17 protein-coding genes are annotated in these 17,809 nt (G+C 48.7%); 13 read left to right on the forward strand and 4 right to left on the reverse strand.

From position 1 onward, the window contains the following. Positions 1-17: 17 nt before the first annotated feature. Together ACO0LB_RS13065 and ACO0LB_RS13070 are read left to right on the forward strand one after the other, a co-directional pair. Entirely contained in the window at positions 18-998 is a 981-nt protein-coding gene (locus ACO0LB_RS13065; RefSeq protein WP_423049687.1) for a GlxA family transcriptional regulator, read from the forward strand. Between the two features lie 91 nt (positions 999-1,089). After that, positions 1,090-1,626, forward strand: coding sequence for a glutaredoxin domain-containing protein (locus tag ACO0LB_RS13070; protein WP_423049689.1), 537 nt, complete (start codon positions 1,090-1,092; stop codon positions 1,624-1,626). A 131-nt stretch (positions 1,627-1,757) separates the two neighbouring features. On the opposite strand, the gene thrC is transcribed toward ACO0LB_RS13070, so the two are convergent. Both thrC and ACO0LB_RS13080 read right to left on the reverse strand, forming a co-directional pair. Then, on the reverse strand, positions 1,758-3,218 hold the full coding sequence (gene thrC / locus ACO0LB_RS13075; protein WP_423049691.1) for a threonine synthase: 1,461 nt from the start codon (positions 3,216-3,218) through the stop codon (positions 1,758-1,760). 456 nt (positions 3,219-3,674) lie between these two features. After that, positions 3,675-4,247: a helix-turn-helix domain-containing protein gene (locus tag ACO0LB_RS13080; protein ID WP_423049693.1), complete on the reverse strand. Its 573-nt coding sequence runs from the start codon at positions 4,245-4,247 to the stop codon at positions 3,675-3,677. Positions 4,248-4,395: 148 nt separating this feature from the next. Between ACO0LB_RS13080 and kbl the strand changes: the two genes are divergently transcribed. From kbl to ACO0LB_RS13095, 3 genes are all read left to right on the forward strand, one after another. Next, complete coding sequence (kbl, locus tag ACO0LB_RS13085) at positions 4,396-5,601, forward strand: glycine C-acetyltransferase (RefSeq protein ID WP_423049695.1); 1,206 nt, start codon at positions 4,396-4,398, stop codon at positions 5,599-5,601. Between the two features lie 11 nt (positions 5,602-5,612). Next, on the forward strand, positions 5,613-6,584 hold the full coding sequence (locus tag ACO0LB_RS13090) for an NAD-dependent epimerase/dehydratase family protein (RefSeq protein ID WP_423049697.1): 972 nt from the start codon (positions 5,613-5,615) through the stop codon (positions 6,582-6,584). 118 nt (positions 6,585-6,702) lie between these two features. Continuing rightward, entirely contained in the window at positions 6,703-8,085 is a 1,383-nt protein-coding gene (locus ACO0LB_RS13095) for an L-serine ammonia-lyase (protein ID WP_423049699.1), read from the forward strand. A gap of 26 nt (positions 8,086-8,111) precedes the next feature. On the opposite strand, the gene ACO0LB_RS13100 is transcribed toward ACO0LB_RS13095, so the two are convergent. Further along, entirely contained in the window at positions 8,112-10,379 is a 2,268-nt protein-coding gene (locus ACO0LB_RS13100) for a hypothetical protein (RefSeq protein WP_423049701.1), read from the reverse strand. 379 nt (positions 10,380-10,758) lie between these two features. On the opposite strand from ACO0LB_RS13100, the gene ACO0LB_RS13105 reads away from it, so the two are divergent. Further along, on the forward strand, positions 10,759-11,115 hold the full coding sequence (locus tag ACO0LB_RS13105) for a hypothetical protein (protein ID WP_423049703.1): 357 nt from the start codon (positions 10,759-10,761) through the stop codon (positions 11,113-11,115). Between the two features lie 96 nt (positions 11,116-11,211). After that, complete coding sequence (locus ACO0LB_RS13110; protein ID WP_423049705.1) at positions 11,212-11,535, forward strand: hypothetical protein; 324 nt, start codon at positions 11,212-11,214, stop codon at positions 11,533-11,535. A gap of 92 nt (positions 11,536-11,627) precedes the next feature. On the opposite strand, the gene ACO0LB_RS13115 is transcribed toward ACO0LB_RS13110, so the two are convergent. After that, positions 11,628-12,074: an Lrp/AsnC family transcriptional regulator gene (locus ACO0LB_RS13115; protein ID WP_423049707.1), complete on the reverse strand. Its 447-nt coding sequence runs from the start codon at positions 12,072-12,074 to the stop codon at positions 11,628-11,630. A gap of 134 nt (positions 12,075-12,208) precedes the next feature. Between ACO0LB_RS13115 and ACO0LB_RS13120 the strand changes: the two genes are divergently transcribed. The 6 genes from ACO0LB_RS13120 (at position 12,209) to iscU (ending at position 17,772) form a co-directional block, all read left to right on the forward strand. After that, entirely contained in the window at positions 12,209-13,300 is a 1,092-nt protein-coding gene (locus ACO0LB_RS13120) for a saccharopine dehydrogenase C-terminal domain-containing protein (RefSeq protein WP_423049709.1), read from the forward strand. Positions 13,301-13,466: 166 nt separating this feature from the next. Continuing rightward, entirely contained in the window at positions 13,467-14,978 is a 1,512-nt protein-coding gene (locus ACO0LB_RS13125; RefSeq protein WP_423049711.1) for an aldehyde dehydrogenase family protein, read from the forward strand. Between the two features lie 178 nt (positions 14,979-15,156). After that, a complete protein-coding gene (locus ACO0LB_RS13130) occupies positions 15,157-15,396 on the forward strand; it encodes a VF530 family DNA-binding protein (RefSeq protein WP_423049713.1) in 240 nt (79 codons plus the stop codon). Positions 15,397-15,566: 170 nt separating this feature from the next. After that, complete coding sequence (gene iscR, locus ACO0LB_RS13135) at positions 15,567-16,049, forward strand: Fe-S cluster assembly transcriptional regulator IscR (protein WP_423049715.1); 483 nt, start codon at positions 15,567-15,569, stop codon at positions 16,047-16,049. 16 nt (positions 16,050-16,065) lie between these two features. Next, entirely contained in the window at positions 16,066-17,319 is a 1,254-nt protein-coding gene (locus tag ACO0LB_RS13140) for an IscS subfamily cysteine desulfurase (protein WP_423049717.1), read from the forward strand. Positions 17,320-17,388: 69 nt separating this feature from the next. Continuing rightward, positions 17,389-17,772, forward strand: a complete 384-nt coding sequence (gene iscU, locus ACO0LB_RS13145; protein WP_423049719.1) for a Fe-S cluster assembly scaffold IscU — start codon at positions 17,389-17,391, stop codon at positions 17,770-17,772. The last annotated feature ends 37 nt before the right edge of the window (positions 17,773-17,809 follow it).

Raw genomic sequence — 17,809 nt, forward strand, 5'->3', positions numbered from 1 at the left:
CAATGATGGCGATATCAATGGCAATGAAAATCCAAACCATTTATTTTTTACTATTACCAGATACTTTATTGCTGGATCTGGCCGGTCCGGCAGATGCTTTTTTGTTTGCCAATCGTTATCAGGATAACGTCCGTTTTCGTCTGGCCTTCATCAGCCCATTACCAGACGTAACCTGCTCTGCGGGATTGCAACTGGGGCCACTACTCCCGTTACCAACATTCATGGAAGATGATGCCATTCTGGTGTTACCCGGATTGGTCGGCCAACACCTGAACTACAACTCACCTGCTGAGCAACAAGCGATCATCTGGCTACGTTCGCAATATCAATCACAGCGTCAATCACAGCACAGGCTGATCTGCATTTGCTCCGGCGCATTGCTGGCAGCTCATGCAGGTCTATTACGCAATCATCATGCAACAACGCATCATGATCATTGCCAGGATCTCTCGCAAATCGACAGTTCCATTTACGTCGAAGAAAATCGTATTTTTGTGGAGGATGGCAAAATCAGCACCAGTGCGGGCGTGACTGCCGGCATTGACCTCGTATTACATCTGATCAGTGATTTAGCAGATCCACTGACGGCGGCATCGGTTGCCCGCAACATGGTGGTGTATATGCGACGCAGCGGACATGACCCACAACTGTCTCCCTGGTTACAACACCGCAACCACCTGCACCCAGCCATTCACAAAGTTCAGAATGCCATTCTGAAAAATCCAGCGCAAAGCTGGAATCTAAGCAACCTGTCAGAGATAGCCTGCACCAGCAGCCGGCATCTGACACGATTATTCAAATTGCACAGCGGCATTTCAATTCAAGAGTATCTGACTGGATTACGCCTCTCGCTGGCAAAGCAATTATTGACAGAAACAACGCTGCCAATTGATTACGTTGCGCAAAAAGCCGGATTTGGCTCAACAAGACAATTCCGCAGAGTCTGGAATGCGATCTATCCATTCCCTCCTTCTGCTGCCGCCAAACAAATGCGCTGAACATATTATTCCGGATGATCTACACTGGTTGCTATACTGATGCTTCATTATTCATCCAGCAACAATCAATCAACGCCATATTGCTCTCCATATGACAAAAATCTGCCCAAAATGCCGCTATGTGCGCAAAGAATCCGATGACTGTCCTGAATGGCAATGCCCATCTTGTCAAATCGCCTATGTCAAAGCGGGTGATACTTCCCCGACCCACTTCACAACAACCAGAAAAAATGTAGCATCAACCAGCATTCAATCTGGCACATTCTGGAAATACCTTCTGATCGGATTAGTGCTCCTTGCTGTCAGTCTGCAAAGCTATTCCAGCTGGAAAAAGAAAAAAACATTTCTTGCCTCCATGCAAACCTCCACCGCACAGAACGGACAACCGCTGGTCGTTTTGTACGGCACCACTTGGTGTGGGTACTGTGCCGCCGCACGAGAATTTTTCAATGCCAACGGCATCCCCTTTAAAGATCTTGATGTAGAAAAAACAACCGAAGGTTACGAAGGACACAAAAATCTGGGCGGAGGCGGCGTACCCGTCATTACGATTGGCAGCGAAGTCGTTAAAGGCTATAACGAGGCAGGGTTGAAGCAAATACTGGCTCCGTGGATCAGAAAAACCTGAAATACTTCAATACCCAAATAAAAAACGAGCCGGTTGGCTCGTTTTTTACATCAACAAAATACAAAGACAAAAACAGAAACAGAACAAATCATGGATGGTTAAGCATTCACAATGTAAAGCTTATTCAGGATTTACAAACCTGTATGGGCAGCAATGAAAGCCTTCATCTGATTCACATCGGCCGCCATGACCTCAAAACGCTGCGGCAAATCTTCGATGCGTTCAAAGCCAGCTGGACGTTCAGCATCACGCCCCAGTGCCTCTTGTATTGTTTCATTAAACTTAGCAGGCAGAGCAGTTTCCAGAACAATCATCGGAACACCGGCCTGGATATGCTCCAGCGCGACCTTAATACCATCGGCAGTATGCGTATCAATCGTAATACCGTAGTTTTTCTCGACCTGGCGAATCGTCTGCAAGCGGTCTGCGTGTACCGATTTCCCGGATTCAAATCCAAACTGTGCCACTTTAGAAAACTCATCCCCGTCACTGCCGGGTTTGCCTGACAAATCAAAACCGCCTTCGGTTTCTACTTTTTTAAACAACGCTGCGACGCGCGCTGCATCACCATCCAGCAAATCAAAGATAAAACGCTCAAAATTAGAAGCTTTGGAAATATCCATCGACGGGCTTGTGGTGTGCCAGGTTTCGGCGGATTTACGCACACGATAAACACCCGTACGGAAAAACTCGTCCAAGACATCGTTTTCATTCGTTGCCACGACCAGCTTGTCAATCGGCAAACCCATCATGCGCGCAATATGACCGGCGCAAATATTGCCAAAATTACCGGATGGTACCGTGAAGGATACTTTTTGCTCATTACTCGTGGTTGCACTCAGATAGCCACGGAAGTAATACACCACCTGCGCCACGACCCTTGCCCAGTTAATCGAATTGACGGTGCCAATTTTTTGACGCTGCTTAAATTCAAGATCATTGGAAACAGCCTTGACCATATCCTGGCAATCATCAAACACACCTTCTACCGCAATATTGAAAATATTCGGGTCTTGCAAACTGAACATTTGTGCTGTCTGGAATGCACTCATTTTTTTATGTGGGGATAACATAAAAACGCGAATGCCCTTTTTGCCACGCATAGCATATTCAGCAGCACTCCCGGTATCACCAGACGTTGCGCCAAAAATATTCAGCTCAGCATGATGCTTTGCCAAAGTGTATTCGAACAGATTTCCCAGCAATTGCATGGCCATGTCTTTAAATGCCAGCGTCGGGCCATTCGACAGTGCCTGCAAAATCAGCTTGCGACCATTACTATCTTCCAGTACACGCAAAGGTGTAATCTGGGCGGCGTCTTCTTCTTTGCGTGCATTACGGTAAACCGTTGCCGTATAGGTTTTGTCGGTCAGTACTTTTAAATCTGCTTCTGGAATATCAGTAGCAAATTTTTTGAGAACTTCCAATGCCAGTTCAGCATAAGACAATGTGCGCCAGGCGTTCAGTTCTTCAGCGCTGACCTGTGGGTAGCTCGTCGGCAGATACAAACCGCCGTCCGGTGCAAGACCGCCTAACAGGATTTCGGAAAATTCTTGGGCTGCGGCATGTCCGCGAGTTGAAGCGTATTGCATAAAATGACAGGAAAAGGAGAGTTGGACGAATATTCTCTCTATTATATCGTCCTTACCGCTGCAAAACTTACGCAAATTTGGCGCACACGGGTTTTTAGAACGACTTCATTCGGTAATCACCCGCACCAAAAATACACTGGAAATCAATCTCACTCACAGAACTTAAGCAAAATGATCTCTTTTAAGGGTTGCTGACGAAGCCAGTACAGGTTTATACGGAGCTTGTACCTGTTTTTATTTAGCAATAAACCATTACGCCGTTGGGGCAGTTTTGTGCAATCTCTGACCCAGAGCGCCCCCACCGCCATTGATGATACTTAAGAAAATCGACTGACAAGAGAATCAGGCCAGCAGCAATACAAAAATTGCCGATATGGCCGCAATCCGATTCAATATGGTTAAACTTGAGAAAATTTATAGCGGCCAAGTGTGTAAGATCAAAAATCAATAGCCCTGTCAACGATGTATCACCACCAGCAATGCTTTTGCTTCGGTTTTCCCCACGTTTCGTATTGCATGATTTTTGTCTGCCTCATATCTGGCTGTTGCGCCGGTTTTCAGCTTTTTCCGCATACTATCAACCTCTATCTCCACACTCCCCTGCAACACCGTCAGATGTTCAGTTGCTCCAGGATCATGCGAATTCGATACCAAGGCACCTCCCGGCGACAGCGTCAACTCGTACCACTCATATTTACCCGCCAGCTCCATAGGCCCAAGTATGCGCAAGACGTAGCCAGCGTGTTCACCCGGCAACGTCGGCGTCTCATGCGCTTCCAGCAAGCGTATCGGGTCTGATTTACGCTCCTCAGAAGACAATAACTCCGCCATGCTGACGCCCAATGCATTCGCCAGTCTCCATGCAACAGCAATTGTCGGATTTGCCTTCTCTCTCTCGATTTGAGACAACATTGATTTCGACACGCCAGCGGTTCTCGACAAATCTTCCAGCGTGAGACCCCGCTCAAGCCTGAGCTTTTGCAAAGTAGCACCGACTTCCGGCGGGGTGTTCGATAAAATTTTTTTCATAAAGAGTCTTGCACCGCTAAAAAAGTACGATTAATATTCGATATATCGAATTTAAGTTCTACATATCGAAATTTCTTTCAATCAAAGAAATTTAATCACATCAGTGTAACAGGTAAGCCCTGTCACCACAGAGAATCAGGAGATCAAGATGAGCCACAGCACATCCAGAACACACTTTATCAACTCACTTGCTGACAACCTCAGCACCTTACGTGCACAGGGTCTGTATAAACCAGAGCGCGTCATCGCCTCACGGCAGGGAGCCGAAGTTACTTGCGATGATGGCCGCCATCTTATTAATCTGTGCGCCAATAATTATCTGGGCTTATCTGGTGATGAATCGATGGTGCAGGCATCGATCGCCGCTACAGAAAAATTTGGCTACGGACTCTCTTCCGTGCGCTTCATCTGCGGGACACAAACAGTTCATAAGGAGCTGGAAAAGGCGATTGCCGGGTTTCTGGGAACAGAAGACTGCATCTTGTATGCAGCAGCATTTGATGCCAATGGCGGCGTATTCGAACCCTTATTTGACGAAAACGATGCCATCATTTCGGACGCTCTGAACCATGCGTCGATTATTGATGGAATACGCCTATGCAAAGCTGAACGTTTTCGCTACACACACAACGACATGGCAGACCTGGAAACACAATTACAGGCTGCTGCAGGGAAGCGACACCGCATCATCGTTACCGATGGGGTATTTTCAATGGATGGCACCATCGCACAACTCGATCGTATTTGCGATCTGGCAGATCAATACGATGCATTAGTCATGATTGACGAATGTCATGCTTCAGGCTTCATGGGGAAAACCGGACGTGGTACGCATGAGCATCATCATGTGATGGGGCGCATTGATATCATTACAGGAACGCTGGGCAAAGCCCTGGGCGGCGCCATGGGAGGGTTTACCGCCGGACGCAAAGAAGTTATTGATACGCTGCGCCAAAAATCACGCCCCTATTTATTCTCCAACACATTGGCACCCTCCATTGCAGGCGCATCCTTGTCTGTATTACAGCGACTGGCTGCCTCAACCGAACTGCGCGATCGTTTACAAGCCAACACAGAGCATTTCCGGCATGACATTGCAGCTCTGGGATTCACCATCAAACCCGGCACACATCCCGTCGTTCCAGTCATGCTGTTTGATGCGCACATTGCACAACAATTCGCTGCTCGCTTATATGAACTCGGCGTGCTGGTCACAGGTTTCTTTTATCCCGTCGTACCCATGGGGCAAGCACGTGTACGCGTACAACTCTCGGCTGCACATACAACAGAGCAACTGAATACTGCACTGAACGCCTTTGCACAAGCCGGCCGCGAATTGAAGCTGATTAAATAAGAAAGTACATTATGGAAAAAATTCTTGTTATCGGTGCCAATGGTCAGATCGGCAGCGAACTGACTGAGGCGCTGGCATTGCAATATGGTGAAGATCAAGTCATCGCAGCAGATATCTCGCCCGCCAGCCTTTACGGAGCAAAACACTATGCAGTGATTGATGTGCTGAATGCAGCACGACTGGCAGAAGTCATTGAGCAACATCAGATAACCCAGGTCTATCAACTGGCAGCATTGCTGTCTGCGACAGGAGAAAAAGCGCCACTGAAGGCTTGGGAACTGAACATGACTGGTTTACTCAACATTCTGGAACTGGCAAGAGTCCGTGGAGAAGCAGGAAAACCCTTGAAGATTTTCTGGCCGTCTTCGATTGCTGCGTTCGGACCTAATACACCAGCAGTCGACACGCCGCAGTACACGGTAATGGACCCTAGCACCATCTATGGTATCAGCAAGCTAGCCGGGGAACGGCTATGCGAATACTACTTCGACAAATACGGTGTTGATGTCCGCAGCATACGTTATCCGGGGATCATCAGCTATAAATCCCCTCCTGGCGGCGGAACGACTGACTACGCGATCGCGATTTTTCATGCTGCCTTGCGCGGTGAAACCTACTCCTGTTTTTTGGAAGCAAGTACAACGCTCCCCATGATCTATATGCCGGATGCGATCCGTGCCACCATCGCACTCATGGAGGCACCAAGCGCCCATTTAACGGTACGTTCATCGTATAACGTTGCTGGTCTGAGCTTTAATCCACGGGAATTAGCACTTGCAATCAAACAAAATTTGCCAGATTTCCAAATAGACTACGAGCCAGACAGTCGTCAGGCAATTGCAGCCAGTTGGCCACAAAGCTTGGATGATTCGCAAGCGCAGGCAGATTGGTCTTGGAAACCCAAAGTCGGGTTACAGGAAATGGTCGAAGATATGCTGAAAAATATCGCTACCCAAACCACGCCATTAGAAAAAGCCGCCTGAACACAGTAGCGCACTACTGACGACTGCCCGTAACACCAAAGCAGCCAACGACCGCAATCAGGTCGCTGGCTGCTTTTTGTGATGAACCATAAGAAAATAAGAGACAAAAGGTGACAAGATGGACATGCGTGTTTTTGAGTTATTTAAAATTGGCATCGGCCCTTCCAGCTCCCATACGGTAGGCCCCATGCTGGCAGCTCGCCGTTTTTTATTGGAAGTGCCAGAACTGATCAAGGCAAGCCGAGTGCAGGTATCGTTATACGGATCACTGGCACTGACAGGGATAGGACACGCGACGGACAAAGCTGCGATTTTGGGGTTGATGGGCGAAACACCTCAGGATCTGATCCCAGAATCTGTTGAAGGAAAACTCGCCACACTGCACAACACAGGCACATTACGCTTATTAGGTGAATACCAGGTTCCATTTTCTGCCACAAGCGATATTGTCTGGCATAAGCAAGAAGTATTACCTGGCCATCCGAACGGAATCAAACTAACCCTGTATCGGCATGATGGCAGCCAAACCGAACAAATTTACTACTCAACCGGTGGCGGATTTATCTACTCAGCCGAAGAGCTGACACAAGCTTCGGGCGCACAGCCCTCTTCTGCAACAACTTTGCCCTACCCATTTGCGACAATGGCAGAATTACTGGCTCACGGAGAACGCAGCGGCCTGTCCATTAGCGACATGCTGCGCGCAAACGAACTGATTCATTGTACCGACCAGGAACTCAACACAGGTCTGGATAAAATCTGGTCAGTCATGAAACACTGTATAACCCGTGGCTTACAACTATCTGGCGAACTCCCCGGGGGTCTGCACGTAAAACGCCGCGCCGCCGATTTGTGGCGAACAGCCAACCAGACTGCGGATGTGCTGCCACATGACGGCATGCATCGCGTCAGTCTGTATGCGATGGCTGTTAACGAAGAAAATGCCGCCGGTGGACGTGTTGTAACAGCACCGACCAATGGTGCTGCCGGCATCATTCCTGCTGTATTGCGGTATTACGCCGAAGACTGCAAACCCAGCCATCCTGAGCAGGGAATCCGCCATTTCTTAATGACAGCCTCTGCTATCGGCATGTTATGCAAAAAGAATGCATCAATTTCTGGTGCGGAAGTCGGATGTCAAGGGGAAGTCGGTGTTGCTTGCGCTATGGCCGCAGCAGGATTAACTGCCGCACTTGGCGGCACGAATGCGCAGATAGAATCAGCAGCTGAAATCGGAATAGAACATCATCTGGGCATGACCTGCGATCCTATCGGCGGACTGGTGCAGATTCCCTGCATAGAACGCAACGGCATGGGAGCAGTCAAGGCCATCACTGCCGCCTCCCTGGCGCTGCGCAGCGATGGAACACATCAGGTGTCTCTCGACGAAGTAATAGAAACCATGCGTCAGACCGGTGCTGACATGCAAGCAAAATACAAAGAAACTTCGCTCGGCGGACTGGCTATTCATGTAGTGACAGTCAACCACACGGCCTGCTGACACATTATAAAAATCATCGATAAAAATTACGGCTGCAAAGTAAATCGCTTATCACCTGTCTGCCAAAGGAAAAAAGCCCACGTATCAGCCAGATCCGTCACTGGATCCGGCTTCCAGGCTCCATTAAAATCCGAGCGAAACAGCACGGGCTTTTGCTTATTGGCACTGATTACTTGTAATTTTGCGGCAAATTTTGCAGACATCCATGCTGGCGCGCCATTTTCAGCTATCGTGGCATTAATCAACATCGCTGGATAACGCCCACCTTCGCGCGCGGCCTCGTAAGCCGTTACTGGCAACGAGGATTTGATCATTCTTTTCTCGGCAGAACGCTTTCCCTTACCTACCGTATTACCTGCTACGGTACCTATGGATTTATCAGACAGAACTGGCGATGGCATCCCCTCAGTCACCATATTCCATCCTTGCGCGGCAGCAAACAAATCTGGCCTGCGTACAATAGCCAATGCAACATGGTCTTTACCAGGCGTATTTTCTTGTACAACGAGCTTTTTGGCATTGGTATAGCCTTCTCTGATCAGATATTCGGCAACAGAAATTAACTCTCCAGCCCTGTCAACAGAGGATGGCTGTGCTGATTTTTTTTTCGGCGCCTTTGTTGACTTTGCCGTTGATTTCACTCCAGATGGCACCTCATTTTCAAGCAATGTAGCGACAATGCCGCCCTGCTCCAGCCAAGCCAACTGCAATGGATTGTAACGCGCCAATTTAGCCACCCCGCTGCCACGCTCGACCTGCAATAAAGTGACATGCTGCCCGCTCAACTCCATGTTTTGTGGCAACAGCAGGTTCAAGGTCAATGATTGATTGTCGGCCGCAATAAAACTGACCTGACGGTGGATAAATCGATGAAAACCCAAGGCACTTGCCTGTATCACTTCAGCATTTTTAATTTGTCCGCCCGGCAATACGCGGTACGACAAAGGCGCCTGATTGGGAGCATCCAGAACAATGACGGCGCCCTCAGTCTCAGAGTCAGCAAGCAACTGACTGATACGTCCGTCGTGGGGCAAGATCAGTTCTTCTTTTTTATTACTTGCCGTATCAATTTTGAACAATTTACTCATCCCACCGTGAGCAGCATGCAGATACAAAACTCCTTTTGACGGCGCGAGATTCAACAATTCATCTTTGCCCGAAGGCAAAACCTCTTTAGCACTGCTCATTTGCGGCTTTTTTAAATCCAATTGAAGCACAGCGCCATTGGCATTTTTTTTCGTCGACAACAAGTAAAGCTGATCTGCCATCAACGCCATATCCCTTACTTTGTCAGCCGGCGCTATCACGCGCTGCCAAGGACTTGCTGCCCCTTTTAATTGTGCTGTTTGAATCAGATATACGCTGCGCTCACCAGTACTCCCATGCTTCACCTCTGCCAACATAAAATCTGAACCTGGACGAGAATGAATTTGCAATCTATCGCCTGCGACAAATTTGCGCTGCTTGCTTAATCCCGGCCCAATCACACCCTGATCTTCTTCCTGGTACTGGCCTACTATATGCTGCCAAAGGCTTCCGTCGGTCGCATCACCCCGCATTGCTGCGCGTCGGTAATACACGGCACTGGCATCGGCACGCCAGCCAATTTCTGTCGCTATGCCAGCAACTTTGTCGAGTTGATCCTTCAATACAATGGCATCAGATGTGCGGATGATTTTCAGTGTCAATGGGCTGCGAGCAGGCATAGTCTGGCGCGATACAGCCTCAGAAGAAGTAAGGGAAACAGATCGAGAAACTGCAATAGCAACCAGACTGGCATCTGGTGCGGGAGTGAAAAAATGCAGTTGCTCCCCTTTCTCAGTCAGATACAACAAACGCTCCGCGCCCGTCGCAGCAACACGCGCAAACAAGCGCGTCCTGCTATCTGCATCAGTGCGGCTATAAAACTGCATGCCGCGTATTTCAAACAAACGCTCTGCGCCAGAATGGCTGCGATTGAGCATGCGCAGACTTTGCAACAAAGCCTCACGTCCATTAATCCGGCGCAAGACCTGATTACTGAAATCAGTTTGCCTTTTAAACCAGGCACGCACATCGGGATCACCCATCGATTGCAAGATCTGATAGGGATCATCGGCTACATCAGGCTCTGCTGGTTGAATAGCTATTGAGGCTGAAACAAGACGCTGCGGCATACGCGGATAATCCCCAAACGCCTGTAACTGCGCCTTGGCCTGCAACGGCGACAAAGACAACAAAGGCAACAAAATAAAGGCAAATAAAAGCCTCCATCCCTTCCATTGTTCTACCCAGCGCTGAAACTGACTGCTCATTTTCTCTCCCAGAGATTGCCTCTCTCAAACATCTCACTCAAATATTTGATTTTCATTTTTCGTGCTTCACATGCCATTCAGCTCACTACATACATGACACGTGTCTTGCCACATACACTCAGAAGTAGTCGAACGTAAATAAAGTGCGCGTGAGCAACACAGACCTACCGGCACCACAGTCTCTTTTTATCACACAATCGTGCAACACCTGCGCACAGCACGTTACAGCTCATCCCTGATGAAAGACGCTCATCTATCTGTTTTTACGCTTCATCGCAGATCCATAGCGAGCGAAGTCAAATCACTCTACAGTGCATCCATACACACATGTACAACGTCAGCAACACCTGTTCATCCCACATATCATCGGAAAACCATCATGACCTATTCCCGCACATCACCGAGTCTTTCACTACGCAACAGAAAAAACCTGATGCACTCATTCATAGCAGCAATCATTGGTATCGCGACGGCAATCTGCTTTTCCATCCCATATTCTGTATCGCAAAAAACACCATCAGCTACCATCGAGACGGTGCATATTTTTGGAAAGAAAATGAATCCCGAGCAAAAAATGGCATTTGACCTTGAGCAATCAGGTAACACCATACAAACCGTTATCATCACCAGCCATCGTATGAGCGCTGAAGAAAAACTGGCTCTGGATCAGCAACAGAAAATTGCAACAACATCAATGAATACAATCTATCGTAATAGAGAAACTTACTTACAATAAAAAGCCACAATTATTTGTATAGTATTTATAATTCATTTCTTGTCGGCGAAAAAAACACATTTTGCTTGTCGACCACCACTTCAATAGCAGGCAATTATGTTAAAAAAATCGCTACTCTTCTGCGCACTGTTAAGTTCTATGCTGGCTATCGTTGCTTTCAGCGAGCAGTTTAATGCTATGGCAGCTATCTCAATCCCGCAAGGACAGCAGGAAAAGTCCATCACTGGCTCGAATCAGGAATCGACAACCACGACTAATCCACCAAGCGCGCTGCAATTTGATCGTGGTGGCGTAGACCGTGCTTCGGTGCATTTGCAGATACTGCAGCAGTCAAATACGCATTTCTCAGACAACACGTCGACTAAAAAACCAAATGCCTATGACAAAAAGGCGCAGATCAAAGCTCCAAACAATTCCTGAATTCCTTATCCAGCACTAATAAACGCCACTCATCTGCCTTCCAGCGTCTGCCAAGCAGCAATCAATTGAGTGCGAATAAATCTTTTTTGTCGTCAGATGGCCGCCCTGTCGATGCGTTTACTCAAAATCACCGAAGTGGATGTCTGCCTAACACCATCCTGAGCACCGATTTGATCCAGTAAACGATCCAGCATCTCAGTGTTTGCACAGCGCAGAGTCAGCATATAGTCGATTGCACCGCTGACAGCACATAAAGTCTCCGTTTCAGGCAGTTGTTGCAGAAACCGAATCAGCGCCGGAGCATATTTGGCTTCAACAGATAATCCCACATAAGCCCGCACCATTGGTTGAACCAGCTTCTGGTTCAACTTCAAGCCATAGCCGGCAATGACACCTCGCTTTTCCAATGCCGCAATGCGCGCAATGATCGTCGTACGTGCTACTCCTATTTTCTTGGCAATGGTGGTCACTGGCAAACGAGCGTTATCCATCAATAACGCGAGGATATTATTATCAACGGCATCTAATTCTGGCCTCATATCGACTTTATATAAAAAATATTCGTCATATTGTATTAAAAAAATACAATATGACGTTATTTTGCTCTCTATTATCTGACAAAACTTCAGCTTAGACTGTTCTCCAGACGCACTCACTTTTTTGGAGATATAGCATGGCAACGAAACTGATACTTCTTGGCGCAGGCAAAATCGGCGACGCCATTCTCAATCTGCTCTCACACAGCGGCGACTACGACATCACTGTCGCTGACCGGGATCCGGAACGCCTTCAATTTGTTGCGCAGGCAAATTTTCCGAACACACGCATCGTACAGGCCGATCTCAGTGACAAAACAACGGTCACACGACTGATTGATGGCAATAGAGTGGCAATGTCTGCTTGTCCTTATTTTTTAACCCCTGTTATCGCTGGTGCCGCACGCGAAGCCAACTCCCATTATTTCGACCTGACCGAAGATGTGGAGAGTACCCGCGTGGTCAAATTACTCGCGGAGGGTGCAGACTGTGCCTTCGTCCCGCAATGCGGCTTGGCACCGGGATTCATCTCTATCGTTGCCAATGATGTGGCAAAACGCTTCGATACCCTGCGCGATGTCAGCATGCGGGTCGGCGCCCTACCGACTTTCCCTAACAATGCACTGAAATACAATCTAACCTGGAGTACCGATGGCCTGATCAATGAATACTGCAATCCCTGCGAAGCGATTGTGGATGGTGAATTGCGCGAAACTGCGGCACTGGAAGAAATTGAACATTTCTCGCTGGATGGTATCGACTATGAGGCATTCAACACCTCGGGTGGTCTCGGCACACTATGCGAAAGCCTGCAAGGTAAAGTGCAGAATCTGAACTACAAAACGGTCCGTTATCCTGGCCACCGCGACATCGTTAAAATGCTGATCCGCGACCTGCAACTGGGCAAACTGGAGCGCCGTCCTATCCTGAAAGAAGTGATGGAAACTGCGATCCCGATGACCAAGCAAGACGTGGTACTGGTATTCGTGAGCGTAGTCGGCATGCGCGATGGTCGCTTGGAGCAGGAATCCTATGCTAAGAAAATCTATGCCCAGCAAGTGAACGGCCAATTACTATCTGCAATCCAGCTGACAACTGCCTCCGGCATCTGTGCCATGGTTGATCTGGTGGTAACAGGAAAACTGCCGCAACATGGGTTGGTACGTCAGGAGCAAGCGGTTCTGTCAGAATTTCTGAATAACCGTTTTGGTCAGTATTACGCAATCTGAGCTGTCTGAGCGATCAAACCTCTTTTTTGATGCAGTTTTTCGTCATTCAAACGCATGCAACACTGCACCATAAAGATAATAGAGCGCAATCCCTCAGTCTTCAGAGGCCAGGCAAGATGAAGTTCCCGGTAATAACATCGTGCCACCACAAAATCATGAGATCAATATGACAAACTTATCCTTCCAAGAACTGTTGAGTCAACTCGGCGTTCAACTTGCCGACTATCAGGGCGATGCCATACAGAGTATTTCACCTATTGATCGCAAACCTCTGGTCAGCCTGCGTGCGGATTCCGCCAGTGAAGTGCAGGTGCGTATCGCTAAAGCGCATGCAGCCTACCTACAATGGCGTAGCATTCCGGCACCGCGTCGTGGCGAACTGGTACGCCTGTTTGGTGAAGAACTGCGCACGCACAAAGCCGCACTCGGCCAGTTAGTCACCATGGAAGCAGGCAAAATCCTGCAAGAAGGCTTAGGCGAAGTACAGGAAATGATCGATATCTGCGATTTCGCAGTCGGTCTGTCGCGCCAGTTATACGGCCTGACGATTGCATCGGAACGTCCAGGTCACCGCATGATGGAACAATGGCATCCGGTCGGTGTGGTTGGCGTCATTTCTGCATTCAACTTCCCGGTCGCAGTATGGGCCTGGAATGCCGCACTGGCTTTTGTCTGCGGTGATAGCGTAGTCTGGAAACCGTCTGAAAAAACCCCGCTGACCGCGATTGCGACCCACGCCTTATTCATGAAAGCGGTGACCCGCTTTGGCAGCGATGCGCCAACTGGTCTGGCCGAGCTGATTATAGGTGGCCGCGACAGCGGCGCGCAGATGGTCGAGGACAAACGGATTGCGCTAGTCAGCGCCACCGGCAGCACCCGCATGGGTAAACAAGTGGCTGAAGTGTGTGCCCGCCGCCTGACCCGCACCATCCTTGAACTAGGCGGCAATAACGCGATGATCGTGGCACCAAGTGCAGATTTGGAAATGGCCGTACGCGCCATTACCTTCTCAGCCGTAGGTACTGCAGGCCAGCGTTGCACAACACTGCGCCGTTTATTCGTACACGACAGCATTTACGACACCCTGGTACCGCGCCTGAAAAAAATCTATGCCGGGCTGCCAGTCGGCAATCCACTCGAAAAATCCACGCTGGTTGGCCCATTGATCGATGCTGCCTCTTACGATGCGATGCAAAGCAGTCTGGCCGTCGCCAAACCAGAACAAGGTCAGGTATTTGGCGGCGAACGCGTAACAGTTGCAGGCTGTGAAGCGGCCTATTATGTGCGGCCGGCACTGGTTGAAATGCCGACCCAGACCACAAGCATGCATCATGAAACTTTCGCGCCCATCATGTACATCGTGCGTTACAGCGACCTGGATCAGGCGATAGACTGGAATAACGAAGTGCCGCAAGGCTTATCTTCATCCATCTTTACGACCGATATGCGTGAAGCGGAACGTTTTGTTTCAGCTACTGGCAGCGATTGTGGCATCGCCAACGTCAACATCGGTCCATCCGGCGCTGAGATTGGTGGCGCATTCGGCGGCGAAAAAGATACCGGCGGTGGCCGTGAATCCGGCTCCGATGCATGGAAAGCCTATATGCGCCGCACGACCAATACCTTCAATTACAGCCATGCGCTGCCACTAGCCCAAGGAATCAGCTTCGATATCTGACACTTCGCCAACACATGAACCGTTGGGGCTCTGTGGACAATCTCAGCAATACCATCAGCTGATGTGGAGCCACAAAGCCCCCCCCCTCCTTGTGGCCCTCTGCAACAGAAAAGCCCAAGCACAACGACGTAACAAAGTTCGGCGTATCATGTGGCATTCGATACACTTCCCATTTTTAATGAGTACCAATCAACCTCAACGCAGCCTCGATGGCATCACTCTGGAGTCGATATTGTCGCAACTAGTGGACACATATGGATGGAGTGGACTGACACAAAGAATCGATTTGCGCTGCTTCAGCCATGAGCCAAGTATCAAATCAAGCCTGAAATTTTTGCGCAAAACGCCATGGGCAAGGACAAAAGTTGAACAACTTTATCTGCATGGGAAAGCACCAGATGCGCCAGATACAGATTAATCCTGAGTAAATCTGCATCGACAGATGCCTGATGATCAAGCTACTTTCTCACTGACTTTTCAAAAAAGCCTATTACCTGACAGATTCAGTCAAGTTTGCTATACTTGATAAAAATGCTCAACAACTCAGGGCATTCGGAATTTTAGTTGATGCATCAGCGGAGTCAAAGTATGCGCCTTACCACCAAAGGACGTTTTGCAGTTACGGCGATGATTGATCTGGCCTTGCGCCAGGACAAGGGTCCTGTGACGCTTGCAGGCATCAGTCAACGTCAGGATATCTCTCTGTCATACCTGGAGCAATTATTTGGCAAGCTGCGTCGCCATGAAATCGTTGAGTCGGTGCGTGGTCCCGGAGGAGGCTATAATCTTGCCCGCCAGGCTCAGCACGTGACTGTTGCTGACATTATTATTGCTGTCGATGAGCCTTTGGATGCAACGCAATGCGGCGGCAAGGGAAGCTGTCATGGAAGCGATATTGACAACGGACTGCACTGCATGACACATGACTTATGGGCGACACTGAATGCCAAAATGGTAGATTATCTGGATTCAGTCTCCTTGCAGGATCTGGTCAATCAGCAAAAACAGAAAACCTCGGAAAACCAAGTAGTTGTCATGCATCAATCGCATGCCTCGCACACTGCTTCTTGAATATTTGGAGTCTTGAATGAACGCCCCTCTTGAACAAAGTTTGCTGGACACACTGAAGTCTCCGCATTTCCCTATTTATATGGATTATTCTGCTACCACGCCGGTCGATCCGCGTGTTGCTGACAAAATGATCCCATTTCTGCGCGCTCAATTTGGCAATCCTGCATCACGTAGCCATATGTATGGCTGGGATGCAGAAGCTGCGGTAGAAGAAGCACGTGGCAATGTTGCTGCCCTGGTCAACGCTGATTCGCGCGAAATCATCTGGACTTCTGGCGCAACAGAGAGCAACAACCTCGCCTTGAAGGGTGCTGCCAATTTCTATAAGGCCAAAGGCAAGCACCTCATCACCGTAAAGACAGAACACAAAGCAGTACTGGATACTGTACGCGAACTGGAGCGACAAGGCTTTGAGGCCACTTATCTGCAACCTCAGGATAATGGCCTGATCACGATTGAACAACTTAAAGAAGCGATTCGTCCAGATACCATATTGATCTCGGTCATGTGGGTCAATAACGAGATTGGTGTGATTCAACCCATCGCAGAAATTGGCGAACTGTGCCGTGAAAAAGGCATCGTATTTCATTCCGATGCCGCGCAAGCCACTGGCAAAGTCGAAATTGATCTGGAAAAAGTCAAAGTAGATCTGGTTTCCTTCTCAGCTCACAAATCTTATGGCCCGAAAGGCATAGGCGCTTTGTATATCCGCCGCAAACCACGTGTTCGCCTCGAAGCGCAAATGCACGGTGGCGGCCACGAGCGTGGCTTCCGCTCAGGCACACTGGCACCACATCAATGCGTAGGCATGGGTGAAGCTTTCCGCATCGCTAAAGAAGAAATGCAAAGCGAACTGGCGCATATCCGCGCTATGCGTGATCGTCTTGCGACTGGATTGAAAGAAATTGAAGAAACATATGTGAATGGCGACATGGATCATCGCGTCCCGCATAATCTGAATGTCAGCTTCAATTATGTCGAAGGCGAATCCCTGATTATGGCGATCAAAGACATTGCCGTATCGTCCGGCTCAGCCTGTACTTCAGCTAGTCTGGAGCCGTCTTATGTTTTGCGTGCTTTGGGCCGCAGCGATGAATTGGCTCATAGCTCCATACGTTTTACCATTGGGCGCTTTACAACAGAAGAAGACATTGATTTCACCATTCAATTATTGAAATCAAAAGTAGAGAAATTGCGCGAATTGTCACCGCTGTGGGACATGTACAAAGATGGCATTGACATCTCCACAATACAGTGGGCAGCCCACTAATTAAGAAGATAACAGGCTGGTGATACTTCATCAGCAAAACAAACGCAAAGAACAGACAGGAGCATCATCATGGCTTACTCAGAAAAAGTTTTAGATCACTACGAAAATCCACGTAATGTAGGTGCCTTTGAAAAAGGTGATGATTCAGTTGGCACCGGTATGGTGGGAGCACCAGCCTGTGGCGACGTCATGAAGTTACAAATCAAGGTCGGTGCTGATGGCGTTATTGAAGATGCGAAGTTTAAAACTTATGGTTGCGGCTCTGCTATTGCATCATCTTCTTTGGTAACCGAGTGGGTGAAAGGCAAAACGCTGGATCAGGCACTTGAAATCAAAAATACGGCGATCGCTGAAGAACTCGCATTGCCACCAGTCAAAATTCACTGCTCGATTCTGGCTGAAGATGCAATCAAAGCGGCAGTTCTTGATTACAAAAACAAGCATAGCGCCTGATAACGATATCATCGTGTTTTTTGCACGACATGAAGAT

The organism is Undibacterium sp. SXout7W, assembly GCF_049339385.1.
In the GTDB taxonomy this organism is placed as follows: domain Bacteria; phylum Pseudomonadota; class Gammaproteobacteria; order Burkholderiales; family Burkholderiaceae_D; genus Undibacterium.